The sequence below is a fragment of the Plantactinospora sp. CA-290183 genome (assembly GCF_050936375.1).
GTDB lineage: Bacteria > Actinomycetota > Actinomycetes > Mycobacteriales > Micromonosporaceae > Plantactinospora.
Window position 1 is genome coordinate 252,015 of sequence record NZ_JBNJMX010000002.1, and the last position, 24,975, is coordinate 276,989.

The 24,975-nt window shown below is 73.8% G+C and carries 17 protein-coding genes; 4 read left to right on the top strand and 13 right to left on the bottom strand.

Features of this window, described 5'->3' with window-relative positions:
• Positions 1 to 21: 21 nt before the first annotated feature.
• On the bottom strand, positions 22 to 699 hold the full coding sequence (locus ACQEUR_RS05995) for a PASTA domain-containing protein (RefSeq protein WP_433026581.1): 678 nt from the start codon (positions 697 to 699) through the stop codon (positions 22 to 24).
• Positions 700 to 843: 144 nt separating this feature from the next.
• Between ACQEUR_RS05995 and ACQEUR_RS06000 the strand changes: the two genes are divergently transcribed.
• A complete protein-coding gene (locus ACQEUR_RS06000; protein ID WP_433026584.1) occupies positions 844 to 2,328 on the top strand; it encodes a hypothetical protein in 1,485 nt (494 codons plus the stop codon).
• Between the two features lie 9 nt (positions 2,329 to 2,337).
• Here ACQEUR_RS06000 and ACQEUR_RS06005 read toward each other — a convergent pair whose 3' ends face one another.
• Together ACQEUR_RS06005 and ACQEUR_RS06010 are read right to left on the bottom strand one after the other, a co-directional pair.
• Positions 2,338 to 3,816 (bottom strand): glutamate-cysteine ligase family protein, encoded by a 1,479-nt coding sequence (locus ACQEUR_RS06005; protein WP_433026587.1) that lies wholly within the window; start codon positions 3,814 to 3,816, stop codon positions 2,338 to 2,340.
• Between the two features lie 282 nt (positions 3,817 to 4,098).
• Positions 4,099 to 4,677: a YceI family protein gene (locus ACQEUR_RS06010; RefSeq protein WP_433026590.1), complete on the bottom strand. Its 579-nt coding sequence runs from the start codon at positions 4,675 to 4,677 to the stop codon at positions 4,099 to 4,101.
• Positions 4,678 to 4,831: 154 nt separating this feature from the next.
• Here ACQEUR_RS06010 and ACQEUR_RS06015 point away from each other — a divergent pair, with 154 nt between their 5' ends.
• Complete coding sequence (locus tag ACQEUR_RS06015; RefSeq protein ID WP_433027738.1) at positions 4,832 to 5,335, top strand: MarR family winged helix-turn-helix transcriptional regulator; 504 nt, start codon at positions 4,832 to 4,834, stop codon at positions 5,333 to 5,335.
• A 260-nt stretch (positions 5,336 to 5,595) separates the two neighbouring features.
• Here the strand turns inward: ACQEUR_RS06015 and ACQEUR_RS06020 are convergent, their stop codons facing one another.
• Entirely contained in the window at positions 5,596 to 8,220 is a 2,625-nt protein-coding gene (locus ACQEUR_RS06020; RefSeq protein WP_433026593.1) for an ATP-binding protein, read from the bottom strand.
• 117 nt (positions 8,221 to 8,337) lie between these two features.
• Entirely contained in the window at positions 8,338 to 10,647 is a 2,310-nt protein-coding gene (locus ACQEUR_RS06025) for an MMPL family transporter (protein WP_433026596.1), read from the bottom strand.
• 235 nt (positions 10,648 to 10,882) lie between these two features.
• Here ACQEUR_RS06025 and ACQEUR_RS06030 point away from each other — a divergent pair, with 235 nt between their 5' ends.
• Positions 10,883 to 12,112 (top strand): D-alanyl-D-alanine carboxypeptidase family protein, encoded by a 1,230-nt coding sequence (locus ACQEUR_RS06030; RefSeq protein WP_433026599.1) that lies wholly within the window; start codon positions 10,883 to 10,885, stop codon positions 12,110 to 12,112.
• 161 nt (positions 12,113 to 12,273) lie between these two features.
• Here ACQEUR_RS06030 and ACQEUR_RS06035 read toward each other — a convergent pair whose 3' ends face one another.
• The 3 genes from ACQEUR_RS06035 to ACQEUR_RS06045 form a co-directional block, all read right to left on the bottom strand.
• Positions 12,274 to 13,422 (bottom strand): acyl-CoA dehydrogenase family protein, encoded by a 1,149-nt coding sequence (locus ACQEUR_RS06035; RefSeq protein ID WP_433026602.1) that lies wholly within the window; start codon positions 13,420 to 13,422, stop codon positions 12,274 to 12,276.
• A gap of 61 nt (positions 13,423 to 13,483) precedes the next feature.
• Complete coding sequence (locus ACQEUR_RS06040; protein ID WP_433026604.1) at positions 13,484 to 15,016, bottom strand: acyl-CoA carboxylase subunit beta; 1,533 nt, start codon at positions 15,014 to 15,016, stop codon at positions 13,484 to 13,486.
• A gap of 119 nt (positions 15,017 to 15,135) precedes the next feature.
• A complete protein-coding gene (locus tag ACQEUR_RS06045; RefSeq protein ID WP_433026607.1) occupies positions 15,136 to 15,834 on the bottom strand; it encodes a S1 family peptidase in 699 nt (232 codons plus the stop codon).
• A 267-nt stretch (positions 15,835 to 16,101) separates the two neighbouring features.
• Here ACQEUR_RS06045 and ACQEUR_RS06050 point away from each other — a divergent pair, with 267 nt between their 5' ends.
• Positions 16,102 to 16,674: a snapalysin family zinc-dependent metalloprotease gene (locus ACQEUR_RS06050; protein WP_433026610.1), complete on the top strand. Its 573-nt coding sequence runs from the start codon at positions 16,102 to 16,104 to the stop codon at positions 16,672 to 16,674.
• Between the two features lie 111 nt (positions 16,675 to 16,785).
• Here the strand turns inward: ACQEUR_RS06050 and ACQEUR_RS06055 are convergent, their stop codons facing one another.
• From ACQEUR_RS06055 to ACQEUR_RS06075, 5 genes are all read right to left on the bottom strand, one after another.
• Positions 16,786 to 17,691, bottom strand: coding sequence for a hydroxymethylglutaryl-CoA lyase (locus ACQEUR_RS06055; protein WP_433027741.1), 906 nt, complete (start codon positions 17,689 to 17,691; stop codon positions 16,786 to 16,788).
• A 14-nt stretch (positions 17,692 to 17,705) separates the two neighbouring features.
• Positions 17,706 to 19,082, bottom strand: a complete 1,377-nt coding sequence (locus ACQEUR_RS06060) for an acetyl-CoA carboxylase biotin carboxylase subunit (protein WP_433026613.1) — start codon at positions 19,080 to 19,082, stop codon at positions 17,706 to 17,708.
• 89 nt (positions 19,083 to 19,171) lie between these two features.
• Positions 19,172 to 19,786 carry a TetR/AcrR family transcriptional regulator gene (locus ACQEUR_RS06065; protein ID WP_433026616.1) on the bottom strand — a complete coding sequence of 205 codons (615 nt, stop codon included), beginning with the start codon at positions 19,784 to 19,786 and terminating at the stop codon, positions 19,172 to 19,174.
• Positions 19,787 to 19,909: 123 nt separating this feature from the next.
• The gene (locus tag ACQEUR_RS06070) at positions 19,910 to 23,074 is read right to left on the bottom strand and encodes a hypothetical protein (protein ID WP_433027744.1); all 3,165 of its coding nucleotides are present in this window, start codon (positions 23,072 to 23,074) and stop codon (positions 19,910 to 19,912) included.
• Positions 23,075 to 23,133: 59 nt separating this feature from the next.
• Positions 23,134 to 24,927, bottom strand: coding sequence for an HSP90 family protein (locus ACQEUR_RS06075; protein WP_433027747.1), 1,794 nt, complete (start codon positions 24,925 to 24,927; stop codon positions 23,134 to 23,136).
• Between the last annotated feature and the right edge of the window lie 48 nt (positions 24,928 to 24,975).

The window sequence follows — 24,975 nt, forward strand, 5'->3', positions numbered from 1 at the left end:
GTGTCCGCCGGCCCCGGGCGGTCACCCGGCCGGCGGGGAACTCGGACCGTCCGCCTCGCCGCAGTAGATCCGGACCTGCCCGTTCCACTGCGAGGTGGCCGCCGGCTCCGGGTCCTGGCTGCGCACCTCACCGCTCCTACCGGCTGGATAGTCCGGGGAGAGGCCCTCGTCGACCAGCCGCTTCGCCGCCTCCTGGCAGGACCGTCCGACCAGATCGGGGACGGCGACGGAGGGCGCCGCCCCGACCACCGAGAGGCGTACGGTGATGCCCCGCCGCACGGTGGTGCCGGCCCGGGGATCGGTGCTGCCGACCCGGCGGTCGCTGCCGGCGCTGCCGAAGACGATCCGCCAGCCCAGCCCGCGCTGGCGCAGCTCGTCGCGGGCCTCCTCGAAGTCCGTCCCGACCAGGTCGGGCAGCACCATCTGGCCGACGGGTGGCGGCGTCGACACCGATCTGGAGGGGCGCGGCTGGGTCGGCTTGACGCTCCTGGTCGTGGCGGTGGGCCTCGCGGACGCCGTCGCCGCCGGCGGCGACCCCGCCTCGGAGCCCGGATCATCCCCGTCTCCGTCGGCCAGCAGGTAACCGCCGACCGAACCGACGACGGCGCAGATGACCAGCCCGACGGCCGTACCGGCCAGCAGAGTGGTCCGGCTCGACCCGGCCGGTTGTGGGCGTACCGCCACGCTCTCATCCGTCATGACGACCCTGCCTCCCCATCCGGCGCCCCTGCCTCCGCTGCGGCGGTACGTGCCCACCGGTCCGCACCGCCAACCGGTGTGAGTGTGCCGTACGACCGCATCGGCGGCTCGCCCCACCGGCGGGTGAACGCTACGCTGCCCGGCATGGCCGTACGAGGCTGGGGAGCAACGGTCGCGACGGCAGTCGGGGTCGCGGCCGGCGCCGGTGCCGCACAACTGGGCTTCGGTTATGGGCTCGGCATCATCGCGTGGTTGCCGCCCGCCGATGCCGGGGGCGATGGCGGCTGGGTCGCCAGCCTCACCTGGGCCGTCTGGATCGCCGCCACCTCGACCATCGCCGGTGCGGTCTGCGCGCACCGGTTCACCGCGCCGCCCGCACCGGAGGATGCCCCCGGACGCCCCGGACGCCCCGGACGCCCCGGACGCCCCGGACGGCACGGCGCCCCGGCTACCGCGACCGCTCCGCCCGCCCTGCTGTGGCGGGCCGCGGTGGCGGTCGCCGCCGCGCTCGGCGGCCTGCTCACCGTGCTGCTCGTGGCCGTACCCGCCCGGGCCGCGATCCGGACGGACACCGGGTCGGCGCCGGCCAGCGCCGCCGGGTACGCCGCGCTCGGCGTACTGATCGGCCTGCTGGTCGCGCTCTGGGCGATCTCCTCGCCGACCGTCGCCGGCAACATCGCGCTCACGGTCGGCTGGCTCTGGGCGCTCGCGGTCGTCGAGGTCGTCGACGGCGTACTCTCCGGTGCCGGCCTGGCCGACGCCCAGCTCGGCGTCTGGCGGATGACGCCCGAGAGCGGCCTGTTCTGGTTCCGGGACTACCTCTACTGGCCGGGTGCGGCGCTGTCGGTCGGCGCGGCGCTGCTGATCGGTGCCCTCGCCGCCCGGCGGGCGGTCCGGCGTCCCGAGGCCCGGGTCGGGGCCGTCGTCTCCGGTCTGGCGGGTCCGGCGCTGGTGGCCGCCGCCTACCTGGTCGCGACGCCCCGGCTGCCCGGCCTGCGTCCCGAGCAGCTCTCGGCGCACCTGGTGGCGCCCTACGCGCTGGTCGCCGGGCTGGTCGGGTCGGCGCTGGTCGCCGCGCTCGCGCAACGTGCCGACCCGATGCCCGAGCGGGACGGTGAGCCGACGCCCCGATCGGCCGACGACGCCGGACCGGACGACGCCGGCCGGCCCGGACCCGATGGCGACCCGACGGCCGCGCCGGCCGCCGAGGCCACCCCGGAACCGGACGGCGACCCGACCTGGCGGCTCGGCTACCCGACCCGGCAGCTCGGCGACCCCGCCACCTCGGCCGGGGCCCCGGACACGGCGGCGAGCGGCGCCGACGCCGCGCCGGGAAGGTCCGGGGAGCCGGGTCCGGAGCACGACGCCCCGGGCCGGCCCGGCCGGGTGCCCGCGCAGTCCCGGGGCGAACCCGACCGTCCGCTCGACGAACCCGACGGGGCCGGCCGACCGGCGGACCTCTTCAACGACCCGGGGGAACCGCCGGTCGGGGTCGACGGCGGACCGCCACGGGCGGCCGACCACGCACCGGAGCCGGCCGCCGGGACGGACCCGTCCCGGCGCGTCGAGCCCGCGCCGGAGGCGAGGTCGAAGGGCCGGCTGGGCCGGTTCGGCCGCCGCTCGGGGTGACGCGACGGGTCAGTCGACCGGCCAGGTGTGCACCGGTTCGTTCGTGTGCTGCAGCTCGCCGTAGCGCCGCAGCATGTGGTGCAGGGCCGCCGTACGGTCCATCCCCCGGCGGTGCTCGGCCGACCGTACCGCCTCGGTCTGCCAGACCGCACCGTTGCGCCGGGTGAGGCAGCGCTGCTCGATGACGCCGAGCAGCCGGTCCCGGTGCGCGGCGCCCACGCCGAACCGGTCCAGCCCGGTGGCGGCCCGGGGCAGGAGCACGTCGAGCACGAGTTCGGTCACCCGGATGTCGCCGAGCCGGGGCCAGTGGACGACCGCGTCGATGCCCCGCCGGGCCGCCGCGTGGAAGTTCTCCTCGGCCGCGCTGAAGGTCAGCTGACTCCAGATCGGCCGGTCCCCCTCGGCCATCTCCCGGGCCAGCCCGAAGTAGAAGGCGGCGTTGGCGAGCATGTCCACCACGGTCGGTCCGGCCGGCAGGACCCGGTTCTCCACCCGCAGGTGCGGCCGGCCGTTCATGATGTCGTAGACCGGCCGGTTCCAGCGGTAGACGGTCCCGTTGTGCAGCCGCAGCTCGGACAGCTTGGGTACGCCGCCGGAGTGCAGCACCTCCACCGGGTCCTCGTCGTCGCAGATCGGGAGCAGCGGAGGGAAGTACCGCACGTTCTCCTCGAAGAGGTCGAAGATCGAGGTGATCCAGCGCTCGCCGAACCAGACCCTCGGCCGTACGCCCTGGGCCTTGAGCTCGTCCGGCCGGGTGTCGGTGGCCTGTTCGAAGAGGGCGACCCGGGTCTCGGCCCACAACTGGCGGCCGTGCAGGAACGGCGAGTTGGCGCCGAGCGCGACCTGGATCCCGGCGATCGCCTGCGAGGCGTTCCAGTAGTTGGCGAAGCTGTCCGGCGCGACCTGGAGGTGGAACTGCACGCTGGTGCAGGCCGCCTCCGAGGCGATCGAGTCGGTGTGGGTCTGCAGCCGCTCCACACCCCGGATGTCCAGCTCGATGTCCTCGCCCCGGGCGGCCACGATCTGCTCGTTCAGCACCCGGTAGCGCTCGTTCGTGGAGAGGTTGTCCAGCACCAGGTGGCGGGGGGTCAGCGTGGGCAGGATGCCGATCAGGACGACCTTCGCGTCCGACTTGCCGGCGCGGTCCTCCGCCCGCCCCAGGCTCTCCCGGAGATCCCGCTCGTAGTCGGCGAAGCCGCCGCCCTCGATGAGCCGTGGGCTGGCGTTGAGTTCCAGGTTGAACTGGCCCAGCTCGCTCTGGAAGCTGGGGTCGGCCAGGTTCTCCAGCACCTCCGCGTTGCGCATCGCGGGCTCGGAGTTGGCGTCGACCAGGTTCAGCTCGATCTCCAGGCCGGTGGTCGGCCGGTCGGCGTCGAAGCCGAAGTCGTCGAGCATGAGCGCGAAGACATCCAGGCAGCGGCGTACCTTCTGCCGGTAGCGGATGCGGTCCTCCCGGGAGAAGGTGAGCTGCGACACCTCCTGACCCATGTGCCCTCCCGCCGCAAGGCGCTGTCGGCGCAGTCCGGAAGGCCTTGCCCGCCCGGAAGCGTGTTCGAACTATCACCGTAAGAGCGCCGCGCGGGTGGCTTCAACCACCGGAGCCGACCGGCCCGGGTGACCGGACGGCAGCGGTGGGTCCACCATCGCACACGATCGTGACGCCCCTACTGTCGGGCGGTCTTACCCACAGAAGCGCCCGGGTCACCATGAAGCGCCCCGGTCACCACGAAATTGTGACCGGGGCGCCGTCGTCCGGGCCCGCGTCGGGGCTCAGTCCTGGCGGATGGCCTCGCCCTCGATCTCAATCTTGATCTTCCGGCTGACCAGCACGCCGCCGGTCTCCAGCGCGACGTTCCAGGTCAGCCCGAAGTCCTCGCGGTCGATCTCGGTGCTGGCGGTGAAACCGAAGATGTCCTGCCCGAACGGGCTGCGGCCGACGCCCTCGAACTCGACCTCCAGGTCGACCTGCCGGGTCACGCCCTTGATGGTCAGCTCGCCGGCGAGGACGAACTCGCTGCCGCTGTACGACTTGACGCTGGTGCTGCGGAACTCCAGGGTCGGGTACTTCTCCGCCTCCAGGAAGTCACCGCTGCGCAGGTGGTTGTCCCGGTCAGTCTGGCCGGTCTCGATGCTGGCCGCCTGGATGGTCGCGGAGACCGAGGACTCCAGCGGGTTCTCGGCCACGGTGATCGTCGCCTCGGCCTCGCCGAACTGCCCGCGCACCTTGCTCACCATCATGTGCCGGGCGAGGAATCCGACCCGCTTGTGCGCCTGGTCCAGCAGGTACGTCCCGGGGGCGGGAATGGTGAGCCCTTCCCAGGATCGGGTGACGGACGGGGTGCTGGTCATGATGACACCTTCCCAAGGTCTCGATCGTTCGTGCGGTCCAATGTCTGACGAAGCAACTATAGTCAGAGCAATATTCCTCATGTCAAGTACTGCTAGGATGGGACGCGTGACCGACCAGTACGAGGACCCGCGCATCACCGCCATCGGCCTGCTGATGGAGGTGCAGGCCGGCCTCATGTCCAGGTTCGCCGTCCAGTTCGAGCAGCACAACCTCTCGGCCGTGGAGTTCGAGGTGCTGATGCGGCTCGCCCGCTCGCCCAACCACGAGCTGCGGATGACCGACCTGGCCGCCCAGACCTCCCTCTCCACCAGCGGCGTCACCCGGGTTGTGGACCGGATGGAGCGCGACGGGCTGCTCTGCCGCCGCGCCTGCCCCTCCGACCGGCGCAGCGCGTACGCGGTCGTCACCGAATCCGGCATGAACCGGCTCACCGAGACGCTGCCGGGGCACGTCCAGCTGATCCAGGACTGGTTCGTCGGTCAACTGGAGCCGGCCGCGCTGGAGGGCCTGCTCGACTCGCTCCGGGTCGTCCGGGACGCGGTGCATCCGGGGGCGACGGCCGGCAGCAGCGCATCCGGAGGCGTGGCCGCCGGAGGCGCCACCCCGCCGGACGCCACCGCCGACGCGGCCCGCGGCGGCGCCCCGGGCGCCCGCTGATGCCATGGACACCCGGCGGCGATACCGGCAGAAAGACCGGCAGAAGTCACGGCGGAAACGGGACAGCAGCTCGGTTTAGGGGATAGACCGGACGTTCCGCCTGGCTACTGTTCAGCAGACCGGGGGTCTGGGGGACGTGGCGCGGGCGAGGAGAAGCGAGGGGCTCTGTCGGGGGGCTGCCTCGCCCGCGCCACACCCCCGAGGCGGTCGAGCCCAGTTCGGGAGCAACAGGCCGACAGCGGCGCGCGCATCCGTCCACGTCACCCGCCCAGTAGCGCCCGCTCCCGGGGCAGCAGGCTGATCCCGCCCTCCCGGCACACCTGCTCCAGCCGCCGCAGCGCCGCCGCCCGACCGCCCGCATCGTCGGTCGCGGCAACGAGCCCGACCAGCGCCTCCACCACATCTCTGAGGTCCCGGAACCCGGCCTGGGAGTGGGCAGCCGAGGCGAACCACTCCGCCGCCCATTCCCGATCACCGCGCTGCATCGCCAGACTCGCCTCGATCAGCGCGCAGATCCCGTCGTCCCGGGGCCCCGCGTCCTCACCCGGCTCGGCGCGGGTGCCGAGCGGGTCCGTACCGAACCCCTCGTCGAGACTCTTGCGGGCACGCAGCTCGGCGAGCACCGCCCCGGCCTCCTCGATCCGGCCGTCCTGGGCGAGCGCCAACCCGACCGTACCCAGCACCCGCCGGCGGTGTCCCGGATCGCCGAGGTCGGCCAGCGCCGCCACCGCCCGACGGCCCTGCCGGACCGCGTCCGCGTACCGGCCCTCCAGCCGGGCCACCTCGGCCAGGTTCGCCCGGGCCAGTACGCGCAACCGCTCCTCGCCACACTGGCCCGCCAGCCGGTCCACCGCGGCCAGCCGGCGCCGGGCCGCCCCGAGATCACCGACCCGGATCTCGTGCCAGGTCAGGTTGTTCTGCGCCACCGCCATGTCCCGCACCCGCCCAGTACGGGTGGCCAGGGCCAGCACCGCCTCGCCGTGCTGCCGCGCCTCGTCGTGGCCGCCGACCCCGGTCCACAGTCCACAGAGCACGCTCCGGGCGGCGAGCTCACCCGCGACGTCCCCGGTCCGCTGGAACTCCGCCAACGCGGCCTCTGCGGCGGGAAGCTCCTGCGGACCGGCGCCGTGCTCCTGCGCGAGCTGCGCCACACCCACCCGGGCCCAGGCCCGGGCCGCCGGCTCCGCGTCGTCGGTACGCGGATCGTCGAGAAGCCGCCGCAACCACTGCCGGCCGGCGACGTCCCGGCCCCGGTAACGCCACCAGCGGGCCAGGTTGGCAGCCAACCGGAGCCCGGTGTGCGGATCGTCGTTGGCCGAATGCGCCAGGGCCGCCCACAGGTCGCCCGTCACCTCGTCGAGCAGGCTCACCGCGTCGAGGAAGCGGGCACCCGTCAGGTCCGGCGCGACCCGCGCGGTCAGCTCGGCGAAGACCGACGCGTGGCGGCGGCGGATCGCGCCCAGCTCGCCGTTGGCCGCCGCCCGTTCCATCGCGAAGTCCCGCACCACGTCCAGCAGACGGAACCGGAGCGGCCCGCTGCCCCGGGAGCTGACCAGCCCCAGCGCCAGCAGCCGGTCGAGCAACGGAACCGGGTCGGCGCCGCCCGGGGAAGACCCGCCGGCGACCGCCGCCCCGGCGCTGCCCGACCCGGCCGGAACGCCGGACCCGGCCCCAGCGTCCGCGCCGGGGCGGCGGTCGGCGAGCATCGCCTCGGCCAGCTCGACCGACCAGCGATTGCGCAGCACCGACAACCGGCGCAGCGCCACCCGCTCGTCCGGCTGGAGCAGGCGGTAGCTCGCCGCCACCGCGTCCCGCAGGGAGACCCCCACCGCCTCCCGGGCCACCGGCGGCGTGGCCAGGTCCAGCAGCCGGTTGCCGTACCGGTCCAGGATCTCGTTGAGGTTGAGCACCCGGGTGTGCGCCGCCGCCAGTTCGATGGCCAGCGGCAACCCGCCGAGCCGGCGTACCAGCTCGACCAGCGCGCCGACCTCGTCGGGCCGCGGCGGCTCGTGGCGGACCTGGCGAAGCCGGGCGAGCAGCAACGCCACCGCCGGATAGCGGGTGACCGCCGACAGCTCGGCCGGCGCGTCGGCCGGCGGCACCTCCAGGGGCGTGACCGGCCAGACCCGTTCACCGGGCAACCCCACCGGATGCCGGCCGGTGGCCAGCACCCGCAACGTGGGCGCGACGACGGCGAGCCGTTGCAGTGCGCTCGCCGTCGCTCCCGGCGCCCGTTCGATCGCGTCGACCAGCAACAGCGACGGTGCGTCCGAGAGCCGGCCGGCGAGGTCGCTGGGGCGGCCGACCCCGAACACGGTCGCCGCTGCCGACAGGACGTCGCTCTCCGTCGACCCTTCGATCACGACAATGCCGTTGGCCCCGCCCGGATGCTCCTCGGCCACCCGCTGGGCGACCGCCAGGGCCAGCCCGGTCTTGCCCACTCCGGCGAGGCCGACCAGGCTCACCGGGCCCCGGGACACCCCGGGGGCGCCCGTCAGCATGGCGGCCAGCTCGATCACGTCCCGGTCCCGCCCGATCAGCTCGCCCGGCGCGGGCAGGCCGAGGCCGGCGGGGCGGTGCCGGGCCGGGCCGGCGGCGGCCCGGCGGCCGGCCGGCTCGGCCGCCGACCCACCCTGCCCCCGGGCGGCGGCGGCGAACTCCGCCCGCTCCGCACCGGTCAGGCCGAGCGCCTCGGCGAGCAACTCCACCGTCGTCCGCTGTGGGCGGGAGGATCGACCACGTTCGAGATCACGAACGGTACGGACCCCCACGGCGGCCCGGCCCGCCAGCTCGGCCTGGGTCAGGCCGGCCGCCAACCGGCGCCGACGCAGCAGCTCGGCGAAGCCCGGGGCGGGGACCTGGCCAGCGCCATGATCCGAGGTCATGGCCAGGAAGACTACGGGTCCGGACAGGCACCGTCAGGAATGCGTCGCGCTGCCGACGCAGCCGGCACAGATATCTGACAGATCGGCCGTGATCCGTCCCAGATGGACACCGTTCCATCACGTACCGTCAATGTCGGCCCGCGCTGCGGCGCCCACCGGGACCGGTGCGGCCGGCGCGGCCCCGGGCACCGGCCGACGGGCCGAGAACCGGTCGTACAGCCGGCGCAGCGGTGCCGGCGCCCACCAGTTCCACTCGCCGAGCAGCGTCATCACCGCCGGCAGCAGCAGCCCGCGGACCACCGTGACGTCGAGCAGTACCGCGACCACCAGACCGAAGCCGATCTCCTTCACCGCGGTCAGCTCGCCGAGCAGGAAACCGAGGAAGACGATGACGATGCAGACCGCCGCCGCCGTCACCACCGGACCGGTACGGGTGATCCCGGTCAGCACCGCCCGCTGGCCGGCCCGGGCGCGGGCGGCCGGGGTACGCAGCCCGGAGAAGCGGTCCCACTCCTCCCTGATCCGGGCGAGCAGGAACACCTCGTAGTCCATCGAGAGTCCGAAGACGAAGACGAAGAGCAGCACCGGGGTGGTCAGGTCGATCGCGCCCCAGCTCTCGACGCCGAGCAGCGCCGCGCCGACGCCCCACTGGAAGACCACGACGAGCACGCCGAGGGTGGCGAGCAGGGTCAGCGCGTTCATCAGCAGCGCCTTGACCGGGATGACCAGCGAGCCGGTCAGCGCGAAGAGCAGCACGCCGGTGACCAGCAGCAGCACCAGTACGGCCAGCGGCAACCGGTCCGCGACCGACTCCCGGTAGTCGACCAGCTCGGCGGCCGGACCGCCGACCAGCAGCGGCAGGGGCTGGTCCAGCGTCCGGACCGCGCGTACCACCTCCCGGGACTCGGGACCGCCGGTCTCGCCCCGGGGGGTCAGGTCGATCACCACGGCGTTGCCGGGCACGTCCGGGCGGGGCTGCATCCGGATCACCTGGGGCAGGACGTTGAGCTGGTTCATCAGGTCCCGTACCGCGGCGCTGGCCGGATCCGCCTCGACCACCACCGTCACCGGCGCGGCCCGGCCCGCCTCGAAGTCCCGCAGCAGCACGTCGTGCACCTGACGTGCCTCCATGCCCGACGGCAGGGCCCGGGCGTCGGAGTTGGCCAGGTTCGCGCCGAACAGGAACGGCAGGGCGAGCAGCAGCAGGCCGGCGCAGACCGTCCAGGTGACCGGCTGCGGGTGACGCTGGGCGTACCCGGCGAGCCGGCCGAGCAGGCCGGTGCCGGCTGCCGGCGTACCCCCGGAGGTCCGGGACGCCGGTGCGGTGCGGGCCGGCGCGCCCCGACGGAGCAGGCGGGTCACGGCGGCCCGGCCCCGGCCGACCCGGGTGTCGGCGCGAAGGTCCGGGATGCGCCGGTGGGCGACCGCGATCAGGGCCGGCAGCAGGGTCAGGCCGGCGGCGGTCGCCACGGTCACCGCCAGCGCGCCGCCGAGTGCCATCGCCGCGAGCAGCGGTTCGGCGAAGACGGAGAGGCCGGTCATCGCCGCCGCCACCGCCAGGCCGGAGACGAGTACGGCCCGGCCGGCGGTCGCCATCGTCCGGGCCAGCAGGACGGCCGGTTCCGCCCCGCCGTCACCGGCGGCGGCCCGCTCCTCCCGGAACCGGTAGATCACCAGCAGCGCGTAGTCCACCGCCAGGCCGATGCCGAGCAGGGTGACCACGTTGACGGTGAACTCGCCGACCTCGGTCACCGCGCCGAGGCCGAGCAGCCCGAGCAGCGTCACCGCGACCGCGCCGAGCGCCACCGCCAGCGGAATCAGGCCGGCCAGCAGGCCGCCGAGGATCACCACCAGGGCGACCAGGAGTACGCCGAGCGCGATCGACTCCCCGACGGCCGCATCCCGGACCGCCTGCTCGCCGAAGGCCCGCTCGGCCAGTTCCTCGCCCCCGACCAGCACCCGCGGGGCGTCGATGTCGCGCAGCAGGACGACGACCCGGTCCTCGACCCGTTCCCGCTCGCCGTCGCGGCCGGTGGCGGCCAGTGCCCCGGCCAGCTCGACCCGCACCAGCGTGCTGCGGTTGTCGGCGCCGATCCGGCCACCGGCCGCGTTGTAGAGGTCCTCGACCGCCACCACGCCCGGTACGGCCAGCAGCTCGGCCCGGACCCGGCCCACGCTCGCCACCAACCCCGGGTCGTACGGGTCGCGGTCGCGGACCACCGCCACCACGGTCGGCCCCTCCGGCAGGAGCTGGTCGACACGGCGCTGCGCCTGCTGCGACTCGGCGTCCGGGCGCAGGCTCTCCGTGCTGCTCAGCCGGTCGAAGACCTGGCCACCGAAGGCCGCCCCGCCGACGGCCAGCGCCAGCCAGACGAGCAGTACCGGCCAACGCCACCGCCACATCGACCGCCCGAGCGCAGCGAACATGCCCTGAACCTCCCGGCCGCGACGTGGGTCGTCGCCCTCGGCGCATATGCAAGCACCCTGAGCAGTCGGCCGGCCAGTCTCCGTTCCGGCAGAGTTGGCGGCATCATCAGCAGTGCCGTCCGTCAGCCGTCGGCCGCGGCGCCCTGGTCGGCGAGGTCGGCTCCCGAATTCGGGGGCACGCGCGGAACGCCGCAAACCGCCACCGGTACGGATTACCCCGGTTACTCTCCGGATTATGGGCTGCTCGCGTTCGATTCGACTGCTCAGTACCCTGCTTCTGGTGTTGCCGGCGGGCCTCACCTGGCAGCCGGCGCCCGCTTCGGCGCGTACCCCGCAGCGGCCCTGCCCGGTGCCGACGCCGCCGGTGCCCCGACCGACCCGGCCGGCACCGCCGGCCGGCGATCCCGCCGCCCGCGCGGTGGGCGGGTCGGACCTGGCCACCGCCGGGCTCGTGGTGCCGGCCGGCGTGCCCGCACCGCCGAGGGTGACGGCGACCTCCTGGCTGGTCGCGGACCTGACGACCGGCGCGGTGCTCGGCGGCTGCGGACCACACGAGTACGGCGTGCCGGCCAGCGTGCAGAAGCTGCTGCTCGCGGCGGCGGTGATGCCGATGCTGGATCCGGCCGACGTGATCGAGGTGACCGAGTCGGACCTGGACTTCGAACCGGGCAGCTCGGCGGTGGGCCTGCTGCGCGGCGGCCGCTACAGCGTGGCGACGCTCTGGTTGGGGCTGCTGCTCAACTCGGGCAACGACGCGGCGAACGTGCTGGCCCGGCTCGGCGGCGGGACGGCCGGCCAGCCGGGCGGGCTGGCGGCGATGAACGCGGCGGCGCGGCGGCTGGGCGCGTACCAGACGCATGCCGCGACCCCGTCGGGGTTGGACGGCCCCGGCCAGTACACCAGCGCGTACGACATGGCGCTGATCGCCCGCGCCTGCTTCGCCCGCGAGGACTTCCGCCGGTACGTCGGCACGAAGCTGGCCCGGATTCCGGCCCAGCCGCCGACGGACCCGAAGGGGTACCCGATCTGGAACGACAACCAGCTCCTGCACCGGTACCCGGGTGCGCTGGGCGGCAAGACCGGCTACACCGACCTGGCCCGACACAGCTTCGTCGGCGCCGCCGAGCGGGGCGGCCGCCGGCTCCTGGTCACCCTGCTCGGCGCCGAGTCCCAGCCGTTGGCCGGCTGGCAGCAGGGCGCCGCGCTGCTGGACTGGGGTTTCGGACTGCCCGCCGGCGCGAGCGTCGGGCAGCTCGTCACCGAAGGCCAGGTTTCCGCCGCCGGGCGGAGCCCGGCACCGGTCGCCGGAGTCCACCAGGTGCGGCCGGGCGAACCGCTCGCGGGCCGGCACCGGGATGGCCACTGGCTGCTCCTGGTGGGCGGCCCGACCGCCGCCACGCTCGGCACCCTGCTCCTGCTACTCCTGCTGGTGCGGCGGCGAGCCCGCCTGACCGGACGCGACTGAGCGTCATGCCCGCCCCGGCGGGCGCGGACCGGACCGGGACCGAACACGGTTTTGAGCGTGATGCCTGAGCGGCATAATCATGCCGCTCAGGCATCACGCTCGATCGCCGTACTGGTCCGACCCGTCCCGACGGCCGCGGATGCCGGTGCTGGTCCCTACAGCTAGAGCCCGAGATCGCGAGCGATGATCATCCGCTGTACCTCGGAGGTGCCCTCGCCGATCTCCAGGATCTTCGAGTCCCGCCAGAAGCGGGCCACCGGGAACTCGTTCATGAAGCCGTACCCGCCGTGGATCTGGGTCGCCTCCCGGGCGTTGTCGACCGCGGACTCGCTGGCGTGCAGCTTGGCGATCGCCGCGTGCCGCTTGAAGTCCGCACCGGCCAGCATCCGGGCCGCCGCGTCGTAGTACGCCAGCCGGGACGTGTACGCGCGCCGTTCCATGTCGGCGATCTTGAACTGGATCGCCTGGTTGTCGCCGATCGGCCGGCCGAACGCGTGCCGCTCGGTGGCGTACCGGATCGACTCGTCCACGCAGCCCTGGGCCAAGCCGACCGACAGCGCGGCGATGGCGATCCGCCCCTCGTCCAGGATCCGCAGGAACTGCGCGAAGCCCCGGCCCCGCTCGCCGAGCAGGTTCTCCGCCGGCACCCGGCAGTCGTCGAAGGTCAGCTCGTGGGTGTCCGAGGCGCACCAGCCGACCTTGGAGTAGCCCGGCGCCACCGTGAAGCCCGGCGTACCGGAGGGAACGATGATGGTGGACAGCTCCTTCGTGCCGTCCGCCCGCACCCCGGTCACCGCGGTGACGGTGACCAGCGCGGTGATGTCGGTGCCCGAGTTGGTGATGAACGCCTTCGAGCCGTTGATCACCCACTCGTCGCCGTCCAGCACCGCCCGGGTGGCCGTACCGGCGGCGTCCGACCCGGTGCCCGGCTCGGTCAGGCCGAATCCGGCCAGCGCCTCGCCACTGAGCAGCTTCGGCAGCCAGCGCGCCCGCTGTTCGTCGGTGCCGAACCGGTAGATCGGCATGGCGCCGAGCGACACCGCCGCCTCCAGGGTGATGGCCACGCTGGAGTCGACCCGGGCCAGCTCCTCCAGGGCGAGGCAGAGCGCGAAGTAGTCCCCGCCCATGCCGCCGTGCTCCTCCGGGAAGGGGAGCCCGAACAGCCCCATCTTGCCCATCTGCGCGACGACCTCGTACGGGAAGGTGTGCCGCTCGTAGTGCCCGCCGATCACCGGCGCGACCACGTCGCGGGCAAACTCCCGGACACTGGCCCGCAGTGCCTCGTGCTCCTCGCTGAGCCGGAAGTCCATCGGTTCCTCCTAAGACGCGATCGGGTGTACGCGGTGGACCGTCGCGGGCGCTCGTGGCGCCTCAGACGGGGGTGACGCCGTGCCGGCGCCGGGAGAACCGCCGGTCCTTACCGCGGGCGGCGGCGAACCGCCGGACCAGTTCGGTACGCAGGTCGGCCGGTTCGACGATCGCGTCGACCACCAGCTCGCTGGCGAGCCGCACGATGTCGATGTCCCGCTCGTAGGCGGCCCGGCGTTCGGCGACGAACGCCGCGCGCTCCTCGGGATCCGAGATGGCGGCGATCTTGTTGGCGTAGACCGCGTTCACCGCCGCCTCGGCGCCCATCACCGCGATCTTCGCGGTGGGCAGCGCGATCGTCGCGTCCGGTTCGAAGCCGGGACCGGCCATCGCGTAGAGCCCGGCGCCGTAGGCCTTCCGGACCACCACGCAGATCTTGGGTACGGTCGCCTCGGAGATCGCGGTGATCATCTTCGCGCCGTGCCGGATGATGCCCTGCTTCTCCACCGCCGTACCGACCATGAACCCGGGTACGTCGGAGAGGAAGAGCAGCGGCACGTTGAACGCGTCGCAGAGCTGCACGAACCGGGTCGCCTTGTCGGCCGAGTCGACGAAGAGCACCCCACCCTTGAACATCGAGTTGTTCGCGACCACGCCGACGACCTCGCCGTTCAGCCGCCCGAAGCCGATGGTCAGCTCCTTCGCCCAGAGCGCCTGGATCTCGAAGAAGGAACCCTCGTCGAGCAGGCCCTTGACGTACCGGCGCATGTCGAAGGCCTGCCGCTCACTGGCCGGCACCAGCGCGGCCAGGTCCACGTTGCCCGGCGCCTGCACGGCGGGCGCGGCGGGTGCCGGCTGGGTCCAGTTGGCCGGCAGGTACGACAGGTAGCGCCGGACCACGTCGAGCGCGTCCGCCTCGGTCTTGCAGAGGAAGTGCCCGACCCCGGACTCGGCGCAGTGCACCCGGGCCCCGCCCATCTCCTCCAGGGTGGTCTTCTCCCCGGTGACCATCTCGACCATCCGGTCCGAGCCGAGGTACATGCTGGCGTTGCCGTCCACCATCGCGACCACGTCACAGAACGCCGGGATGTACGCCCCGCCGGCCGCGCTGGGGCCGAAGAGCGCGCAGACCTGCGGAACCGAGCCGGAGGCGCGTACCTGGTTCCAGAAGATCTTGCCGGCGCCCCGCCGGCCGGGGAAGAGCTCGACCTGGTCGGTGATCCGGGCCCCGGCGGAGTCGACCAGGTAGACCATCGGCAGCCCGGCGTCGTACGCCCGCTCGATGATCCGGATGATCTTCTCGACGGTACGGGCGCCCCAGCTGCCCGCCTTGACGGTCGAGTCGTTGGCCATCAGGCAGACCGGCCGCCCGTCGATGCTGGCCTGGCCGGTGACCACGCCGTCGGCGGGCAGCCCCTCGGCCAGCGCGTTGGCGTAGAGCCCGTCCTCCACGAACGTGTCGGGATCGACCAGCAGCGCGATCCGTTCCCGGGCGAAGAGCTTGCCCTTGGCGGCGTTGGCCGCGTGGTACTTCTCCGCGCCACCGGCCCGGACCCGCTTGCCGAGCTGCTCCAGCTCGTCGCCGTCGAGCGTCACGCCGACCCCCTAGCCAGTACAGACCGACCTGAACGATCGTTAGGCTAGCGTACCGGAGCCTGGCGCAGCCAGCCGGTCCGTCAACCTCGCGGTTGGCGGACCGCCGGGTCGAGACCGCCTCAGACGCCGCTGACCGACCGTATCCAGGCCCGGTTGGCGGCCACGCTGCTGTAGTTCTGGACGCCCAGGCCCGCACCGGTCGCCGCGTCTACCAGGACCGTCGACGCGACGCCGACCACCGCGCCGTCGTGGAACATCGGACCACCGGAGTCACCACTCCAGGCGTAGCCGTTGACCCCGGCGCTCTCGATGGCCCGGCCACCCTGACGGTCCTGCGCGTCGAGGCGGGTCACCCGCACGGAGGCGGTCTTGAGCTGGCTCGACCGGTCGCAGCCCTCCTCGCAGGTGAGGCCCCAGCCGTAGATCGACCCGGTGGACCCGACGGCGGGGTCGCTGCCGGCCAGTCGCGCGGCGGCGCCGGTCGCCTGCCAGTCCAGCATCAGCAGCGCCACATCGTTGCGGGTGTGGGTGGAGATCACCTGGTGCTGGGCGCCCCGACCCGCGTAGACGTTGCCGACGTTGACCGACATGTTGCCGCTGACGCAGTGCCTGGCGGTGAGCACCCACCGGGACGAAATCAGGGTGCCGGAGCAGCGGTACGCGTAGCCGCTGTACACGGCGGCGGCCCAGGACGCCGACGAGACGGTGCCACCACCGATGATGAACGGCACGGCCGGCGTTGCCGAGGCCGCCGAGGGCGCGACGAGCGCGCCCGCCAGGGCGGCGGCAAACACTGCCAGGGCACGACGAATGGGCATGGAGGAACTCCTCGGGGGTGGTGGGATCCGCCGGTCAGAGCGGGGTAACGCCTGCCGTTGATCACACACCGTAGGTGGCTGGTTGCGCACGCACAAGGATCTGTTCCTGCCGGGAACCCGACATCGCCCGCCGGCGAAGGCCGACCCCGGCCGCCACGACCGGGCGCCCATACCAGAGGACCACGTACCAGGGCGGGATGTTGAATCCATGGTCTTCGATAACTAGGCTCCTGGCACCCCCACAGCACCGAATCTGGAGAGTGCGCCATGACCTCACGGATCAGTCGGCTCGCGGTCGCGTTCCTCGCGACGGCGGGTGCCACGCTCGGCGTCACCATCGCCAACCCGGCACCGGCGTCCGCCGCCGCGACCATCTGCTACAACACCAGCCAGGCCCCCAGCTACGCGAGCATCGCCAACCAGGCCGCCTCGATCTGGAACAACGCCACCTCGAACCTGACCCTGACGGCGAACTGCGGCACGAACCTGCGCATCTACCAGATCACCGGCGGCGGCTCGTACGCCGTCCGGACCAGCCTCGGCAACGGCCGTGTCTACATCGACACCCAGCAGGCCGCGCAGTACAGCCCGCTGCGGATCATGACGCACGAGATCGGGCACATCCTCGGACTGCCGGACAACTACAACGGCAACTGCGCGCTCCTGATGTCCGGTGGCAGCGCCGGCACGGGCTGCACGAACCCGTACCCGAGCAGCGCCGAGGCGAACCGGGTGAGCAGCCTCTTCGCCGGCAGCCGGGTCAGCGCCGAGAAGGACGCCGCCGGTAGCGAGGTCTTCCGGGACAGCTGGCCGGCGCCGGCCCTCGCCCCGATCGGCTGAGCTGTCACAGCGAGGGCCCCTCCCGCACGGGTGGGGCCCTCCGCTGTGACAGCTCAGCCCGGTTAGGAGGGGGCCCTTCCTATACCGAAAACGATAAGAAGGGGCCCTTCCTTACGTCTGGGTCAGGCGGGTGCGGGGGCCGGCGCGGAGCACCCCGGAGGGGAGCTGACGGCCGACCAGCTCCTCGGCCAGCGCCGCCGCCGCCAGCAGCACGTCGAGGTCGATGCCGGTCTCGACGCCCATGTCGTGCAGCATGTGCACCACCTCCTCGGTGGCGACGTTCCCGCTCGCCCCGGGCGCGTACGGGCAGCCGCCCAGGCCGCCGACGCTGGCGTCGTACTCGGTGACGCCCAGTTCGAGCGCGGTGAGCAGGTTGGCCAGGGCGGTGCCCCGGGTGTTGTGGAAGTGCAGCAGCACCGGGATCTCCGGTTGCCGGTCCCGGACGGCGGTGACCAGCTCCCGGACCCGGCGCGGGGTGGCCATCCCGGTGGTGTCGCCGAACGCGACCCGGTCCGCCCCGTCGGCGACCACCCGGTCCACGATCCCGGCCACCCGGGCCGGGTCGACGTCACCCTCGTACGGGCAGCCGAAGCTGGTCGCCACGATCACCTCGGCGCTGGCCCCGGCGTCGTGCAGCAGGGCGATCAGCCCGGCGATGTCGTCCAGCGACTCGGCGGTGGACCGGTTGACGTTGCGCCGGTTGTGCGTGTCACTCGCCGAGACCACCACCTCGATCTCGGTGAACCCGGCGGCCAGGGCCCGCTGGGCGCCGCGCGAGTTCGGCACCAGGGCCGAGTAGCGCACCCCGGGGGCGCGGCTCGCCCGTTGCCACACCTCGTCGGCGTCGGCCATCTGCGGGATCGCCTTCGGGTGGACGAAGGAGACCGCCTCGATCCGGCGTACCCCGGTGGCCGAGAGCGCGTCGAGCAACCGGATCTTGCCGTCGGTCGGGATCGGGTCCTCGTTCTGCAGCCCGTCGCGCGGCCCGACCTCCCGGATCGAGACCGCGCGCGGCAGGTCGGCGGGGCTGCTCACTTCTTCGCCCGCATCCGGCCGACGATGCCGGTGTCGTAGTCGCCGCCGACGAACTCGGCATTGTCGAAGAGTTCGGCGAAGAACGGCAGGTTGCATTTCGGGCCGGTGATCTCGAAGCCCGCCACCGCCGCCCGGGCCCGTTCGATCGCCTCGGCCCGGTCGGCGCCGTACACGATCAGCTTCGCCATCAGCGAGTCGTAGAACGGGGTGACCGTGGTGCCGAGGGCGTACCCGGAGTCGACCCGGATCCCCTCGCCGGTCGGCTCGGTCCAGGTGGTCACCGCGCCCGGTCCGGGCAGGAACCGCTTCGGGTCCTCGGCGTTGACCCGCAGCTCGATGGCGTGCCCGCGCGGGGCGAGGGCGTCCGGGTCGAAGTTCGGCGCCAGGCCGGCCGCCACCCGCAACTGCTCCTCGACCAGGTCGACCCCGTAGACCAGCTCGGTCACCGGGTGCTCGACCTGAAGCCGGGTGTTCATCTCCAGGAAGAAGAACTCGTCGGAGTCGGGGCCAGCGCCCTGGGGGTCCCGCTGTCGCGGCACCAACAGGCACTCGACGGTGCCGGCGTTGCGGTAGCCGACCGCCTCGCCGGCCCGGACCGCCGCCGCGAGCAGCCGCTCGCGCAGCTCGGCCGAGACCGCCGGCGACGGCGACTCCTCGACCAGCTTCTGGTTGCGCCGCTGCACCGAGCACTCCCGCTCGCCGAGCGCGACGACGCGGCCGTCGGCGAGGCCCAGGATCTGCACCTCGACGTGGCGCACCCGGGGGAAGTACCGCTCGATCAGCACCGAGCCGTCGCCGAACATCCGCTCGGCGAACGCCCGCACCCTGTCGTACTCGGTGCGCAGGCCGGCGGAGTCCGCGGCGACCGCCATGCCCATCCCGCCGCCACCGGCGGCGGCCTTGACCATCACCGGGAAGCCGATGGTCGCGGCGGCGGCCAGCGCCGCGTCCACGTCGGCGGCCGGGTCGGTGGTGCCGGGCGCGACCGGCACCCCGGCCGCCGCCATCAGGTTCCGGGCGTTGATCTTGTCGCCCATCGCGGTGATCGCGTCCGCGCCGGGCCCGACCCAGATCAGGCCGTTCGCCTCGACGGTACGGGCGAAGTCGGCGTTCTCCGACAGGAAGCCGTAGCCGGGGTGGACGGCCTGCGCGCCGGTCGACTTCGCGGCGGCGAGGATCGCCTCGGCGTTGCGGTAGCTCTGCGCCGGGTTGGCCGGTCCGACGCAGACCGCCTCGTCGGCCTCGCGGACGAACGGCAGGTCGGCGTCCGCCTCGGAGTAGACGGCGATCGTCCGCACCCCGAGCCGCCGGGCGGTACGGATGATCCGGCGGGCGATCTCGCCACGGTTCGCCACGAGCAGCGACTCGATCATGTCTGCTCTCTTCCTCTTCCTCACGGGTCCTTGGTGCGTCCCCATGGTGCGGGTGCCGGGCACCGGTGCAGCACCGGGGGCCGGACGGGTCAGTCGGCCGACTCGACCAGCAGGGCGGCGAGGGTCGCGGCCCGCAGCAGGACGGCCCGGCGCTGCCGGTCGACCTCGCCGCCGAGGAACGGCGTGGAGTTCATCAGGCCGAACGCGGCGTGTGCCAGCACCCGCGCCTCGCCGGCGGAGAGCTTCGGGTGCAGGGTGGTCAGCACCCCCACCCACTCCTCGACGTAGAGCCGCTGCAACCGGCGGATCTGCCGGCGCGGCTCCTCGGGCAGCCGGTCCAGCTCGTGCAGGTGCAGGGCGATGACCGCCGGGTTGGCCAGGGCGAAGTCGACATGGAAGTCGATCAACGATTCCAGGGCTCCCCGGGCGTCCTCCGGGTGCTCGGCGACCCGCTGCCGGCCACCGGCCAGCAGCCCGTCGCTCACCGGCATCAGCGCGGCGATCAGCATCGCCTCCTTGCCGGCGAAGTGGTGGTAGAGCGCCGGCCCGGTGACCCCGGCCGCCGATCCGATGTCGTCCATCGAGACGCCGTGGTAGCCCCGGGCCGCGAAGAGCCCGACCGCGATCTCCAGGATCTCGTCCCGGCGGGAACGCCGCCGCCGGCCGCCGGCCGCCGCCTGAAGTACCTGCTCTTCCACCGTCACCCGACCAGCCTAGTCAGCTGTCAATCGCCGGCCACCCGACAAGTGTCGGTCGCCACTCGCCGCGATCGCGGACCGGTCACGGATCGGCGGAAGCCGATCAACCGGGAACGGTGCCCGGCGGAGTCACTCGTCGGGGTCCAGGGCGTACTCCTCGCGCAGGGCGTCCGCCTCGGCGGTCCGGTCCAGCCCGCTGAGTGCCTGCACGAGCAGCCAGGCGACCCGGCGTACCGCCTCGGAGTGCTCGGGCAGGCCGCCGAGGGTGCTCCGCAGCAGCGGTTCGGCCTCCGCGGGCCGGTCCAACCGGAGCAGTACCTCGCCGGTGAGGATGTCGACGTGCAGCGCCTCGCCGAAGGCGTGGATCGACCGCAGCGCGTCGGCCACCCCGGCCAGCCGGTCCAGCGCCTCCTCGGCCCGGTCCGCGCCGACCAGCGCCCGGGCCGCCGCGTCCGCCAGCATCGCCCGCTCCCAGCGCACCGCGGCTTCGCCCGCACCGTCGCCGGCCGCACCGTCGCCGCCCGAGTCGTCGCCGCCGGCCTCATCATGGTGCGCCGCGTCGTGCCCGGTCCCGTCGCGCCCGGCCGGGTCGCCGCCCGACCGGTGGTGCCCGGCCGGAGCGTCGCCCGCCGCGTCGCGCCCGGCCGGGTCGTCCGGGTCCGGGTGCTCCGCCGGGCCCGCCGGCTCCGCCGCGCGCTCCAGGAGGTTCCCCGCCACCCGGTCGGCCCGCTCCAGCGCGGCCAGCGCCGCCACCGGGTCGCCGGCCCAGTGCAGCGCCGAAACCTCCCGGCGCCGGGCCCGCAACTCGTCGAGCACCAGACCCTCGAGCTGGTACGCCGTCGCCGCCGCCGCGAACCGCTGTGCCGCGAGATGGTCCCGGTCCTGCCGGTAGAGCAGGTCACCGGCCTCCTCCAGCACCTGTGCCCGCCCCAGGAGGTTGTCCGGGCCGTCGAGGTTGCCGGCGAGCTGGTCCAGCAGCGCGAGCGCCGCGGTCTCCTCGCCGAGCGTGACGTAGACCGTGGCGAGCAGATGCCGGCACCGGTCCGCGTCGGCCTGCTGACCCAGCCGGTCCAGCTCGCCGACCGCCTCCTCCGCCGCCTCGGCCGCGTCCACCTCCCGGCCCGCCTGCCGGTACGCGTCCGCCAGCTCCCAGCGCAGGTAGGCGGCCCGGTCGGGGAAGTCCCGCTCGACACAGAGCGCGACCGCCTCCACCAGGTCGTCGACCGCCTCGTCGGCCCGGCCCGCCGCCATCAACGCCCGCGCCCGACCCACCCGGGCCGGCAGTACGGTCCCCGCCCAGGCGACCCCCACCGCCTGGTCGTAGGCCACCACCGCCTGCGCCGGGTCCACCAGGCAGCTCGCGTAGCCGAGACAGGCGGCCGCGTACCGCTCCGGCATGCCCAGCTCGCGGTAGAGGTCGCGGGCCCGCAGCGCCGATTCGGCCGCCTCGGCCCGCCGGTCGAGCAGCTCAAGGACGTGCACCCGGTGCAGGGCGACCCGGGCGGTCAGGTACGGGTCCACGGCGTCGACCACCTCGGCCGCGGCCCGGTCCGCCGCCGCCAACGCCTCGTCGGCGTGCCCCAGCTCGGTCAGCGCGACGGTCAACCGGTCGTACGCGGCGGCCCGCTGTGCGGCGTCGCCGTGCTCGGTCAGGTAGTCCGTCGACGCCCGGAGCAGGGGGAATCCCTCGTCCGGCTCGCCGGTCAACACCAGCAGCATGCCGAGCCGGCCGGCCGCCACCTGCGTACCGGGTTCGTCCGACGCCTGCCGGTACAGCTCCAGCGCCTCCCGGTGGGTCGCCTTCGCGCCCGCCGGATCCCCGGCCGCCTGCCGCTCCACCGCCCGGAACTCGGTCCGCCGGGCCAGCACCGCGAGCTCCAGCTCCGACCCGCCGAAACGGTCGTCGAACGCGGACAGCGCCGTCGTCCACTGTTCGGTCCGCTCGGCGCGCCAGGCGTCCTCGGCGAGGTCGAGCAGGCGTTCCGGGGTGGCGTCCGCCGGCAGGTCGAGCGGCGCCGGTGGCCGGACCGGCGACGGATCCGGGGTCACCCGGGTCGCGGCCGCGCCACCGTCGACACGCCGGTCGCGGTCCGCGCCCGCTCCACTGTCGACACCCCGGGCGCGGTCCGGCTCCGCTCCACCGTCCGCGTTCCGGCCGGAGTCCGGGTCCGCTGCGGTGCCGGACTGCGGCCCGGGACCGGTGGTACCCGGGACGGGCCGGCGCCGCGCCGTGGCGGAGAGCGGCAGATGGTCCACGACCGGCTCCAGCGCCATCCGCTCGACCACCCACTCCGACTGGGCGGTGCTGCCGTTGCGCTCGTCGAACCGGGCCGCCAGCCCGGTCGCCATCCCGGCCAGTTCGTCGGCCAGCTCCGTCACCGGCACGTCCGCGGCCGGCCGCTCCGCGTGCCCCTGCCGGCGTACGGTCAGCGTGGGGTGGCCGGCCGCGACGAGCCGGCGCAGCAGCAGCGCCGCGCTGGCGGCGAAGGCCATCGCGGCGGCCGGCGACGGCGGCCGGTCCAGCCACTCCAGGTGCCGTTCGACCAGCTCCAGCCCGCGCGCCTCGTTGCCGGTCACCGCGCAGAACGTCACGTGGTCGCCGATGTCCCACAGGTCCGCCAGGTTGCCCCGGTGCCGGCGGTACGCCCGCAGGTGCGCGTCCCGCGCCTGTTCCCGCCGGCCGGTGTGCAGGTATGCCCCGAGCAGCGCGGTGAGCACCCCCTGCGGCTGCTCGGTGCAGCTCAGCCGGCCGGCGAGCACCGGTTCGGCCAGCGCGACCGCCTCCTCGTGGCGTCCGGTCGAGGAGAGGTAGTCGATCTGCGAGGAGGGGTCACAGCCGGCACAGTCGGAGAGGTCGTCGCGCGGCGTGGTGGTCCAGCGCCGGTACCACTCCGCCGCCTCCTCGTCCGCGCCCAGGTGCCGGGCGACCCGGTGCCGGTGCTTGTAGACGGCCTGGAGGCTGTGCCCGCCCTCCCGGTAGCGCCGCTCCATGTCGTCGAGGACCGACCTGGTCCGGTCCAACGGCACCTCGGGGAAGTTCAGCAGGGCGTTGACCATGTACTTGAAGTACCAGAGCAGGTTGTGCTCGTAGCGCCGGTGGAACGGCTTCGGGTCGCGGTCGAAGTCGGCCAGGCACCAGGAGAAGGTGACGAACGAGCGGGCCGGCTCGCCGCCGTACACGTAGGCCGTGGTGGCGAGCATCCGGGAGGCGAACGCCACCTGCTCGTCACCGGCGGCGTCCGCCTGCCGGATCAGCTGCTCGACCGCGGCGATCTGACCGCTGCCGTACGGCATCTCGCTGACCCGGTCCAGGACCCGCCAGAGTTCGTCGTTGCTGGGAGGCACGTCGGTGTCTACTCCTGTCCGGGCACGGCCCGCCCGAGCAGGCCGAGGAACGAGCTGTTGAGCAGGGCCGCGTCCGCCGGCCGGATCGGGTGGTAGCCGAGCAGCAGCGCCTGGCCGTAGAGCGCCTCGACGGCGAGCCCGACCAGTGCCGGGTCCCCCAGCGCGGTGACCCGGCGGACCAGCGGGTTGCGGTGGTTGAGCACCAGTTGCGGCCGGTCCGGCGGGCCGGAGGCGGCGAGCGCGTCCAGCACCCCCGCCCACATCTCGTCGGCCCGCTCCCGGGTCGACTGCAACTGTTCCTGGAACGCGGCCGAGCGGCTGACCAGGTAGAGGGCGGGCAGCGAGGCGGGCGCGTACGAGCGCAGCACCACCTCGCAGCCGAGCCGGTCCAACGCCCGCTGGGCGGCGGTGAGGAACGGCCGCAGCGCCAGCTCCACCCCCGGGTCGAGGGCGTCGAACCGGGTGGTCAGGTCGCTCGGCTCCAGCCGCTCGATCAGCACGGACCGGTCCATCGTCGGCAGCCGCTCGATGATCTCGGCGTCGTACGTGTAGCCGGCGTTGACCACCGCCAGGTCCTGGGCCGCCGCCACGGCCGCGAGCTGCCGGAACTCGTCGATGGTGGCGGCGTAGCGGATCAGCCCGTGCCGCTCGCGGAACTCCGCGAGCGTGGTCTGCCCGGTGTTGGTCTCCATCGGCCACCAGCGCTCGACCAGCCGGAGCATCTCGTCGTCGTGCAGCGCCAACGCCTTGACCCCGAGGTGGTGCACCTGGAGGAACTCGCCGAGCCGCCGGGGGTCGGTGGCGGCCAGCCGGACCAGCCAGCCCCGGAGCTGGTCGCCGAGCGCCTCCCGGGTGCTGGACAGCAGGCCGTCCTCGTACAGGGCCTCGCGGCTGGCGGTCGGGCGCAGCTCGCTGGCGTCGACCACGCACCGGGCGAAGAACGCCCAGTCCGGCAGCAACCCCTCGGCGCCCTCGGTGAGCAGCATCCGCTTGAGGTAGACCCGGTGCCCGGCCCGCCCGGCCGGATTGACCGGTACCGGCAGCACGAAGGCGGCCCCGGTCAGCCCCGCCTCCGGCACCGACAGCGGTACGACGTCGAACGGGGTGAAGCCGAGCACCTCGCGGGCGTACCGGATCAGTTCCTCGCGGCGGGCGGCGGCGGAGGTGCCGGCGGCGGCCGACCACGGCGGCGGCCCGGCGGTCGTCTCGACGTCGCCGACGAGGACCCTGATCGGCAGCAGCGAGCCGAAGAGGCGGGCCAGTTCGGTCACGGTCGGCCCGGCGAACCACTGGTCGGCGTCGCGGCGCGGCACCAGCGTGACGGTGGTGCCCGGTTCCGCGCGCTGCGCGTCGGCGGGGGCCACCTCGACCCGGTAGCGGCCGTCGGCGTAGCCGGTCCAGAGCACGGTCGGCTGGTCGGCGTGCCGGGTGCGGACCCGGACCTCGTCGGCGACGAGGAAGCAGGAGAGCAGGCCGATGCCGAACTGGCCGAGGAACTCGTGCCGGGCGAAGCCCAGCTCGTCCCGCTTCGAGCTGCGGCCGATGGTGGCCAGCAGCTCGTGCACCTGCGCCTCGGTCAGCCCGATGCCGGTGTCGTGCACCCGCAGCGTGCCGTCGCCGGTCAGCTCCGGCGGTTCGATCCGGACCACGGCCGGCGCGCCCGGCTCGGTCGCGCGGCGGGCGGTGACGGCGTCCACCGCGTTCTGCAACAGCTCCCGGACGTAGACCCGGGGACTGCCGTAGAGGTGGTGGCTGAGCAGGTCGACCACGCCCCGGAGGTCGACCTGGAAGGTGCGGTCCACGATGTCCTTCACTCCCGTTCGGCGACGGGACTTCTGCCGCTCCCGTGC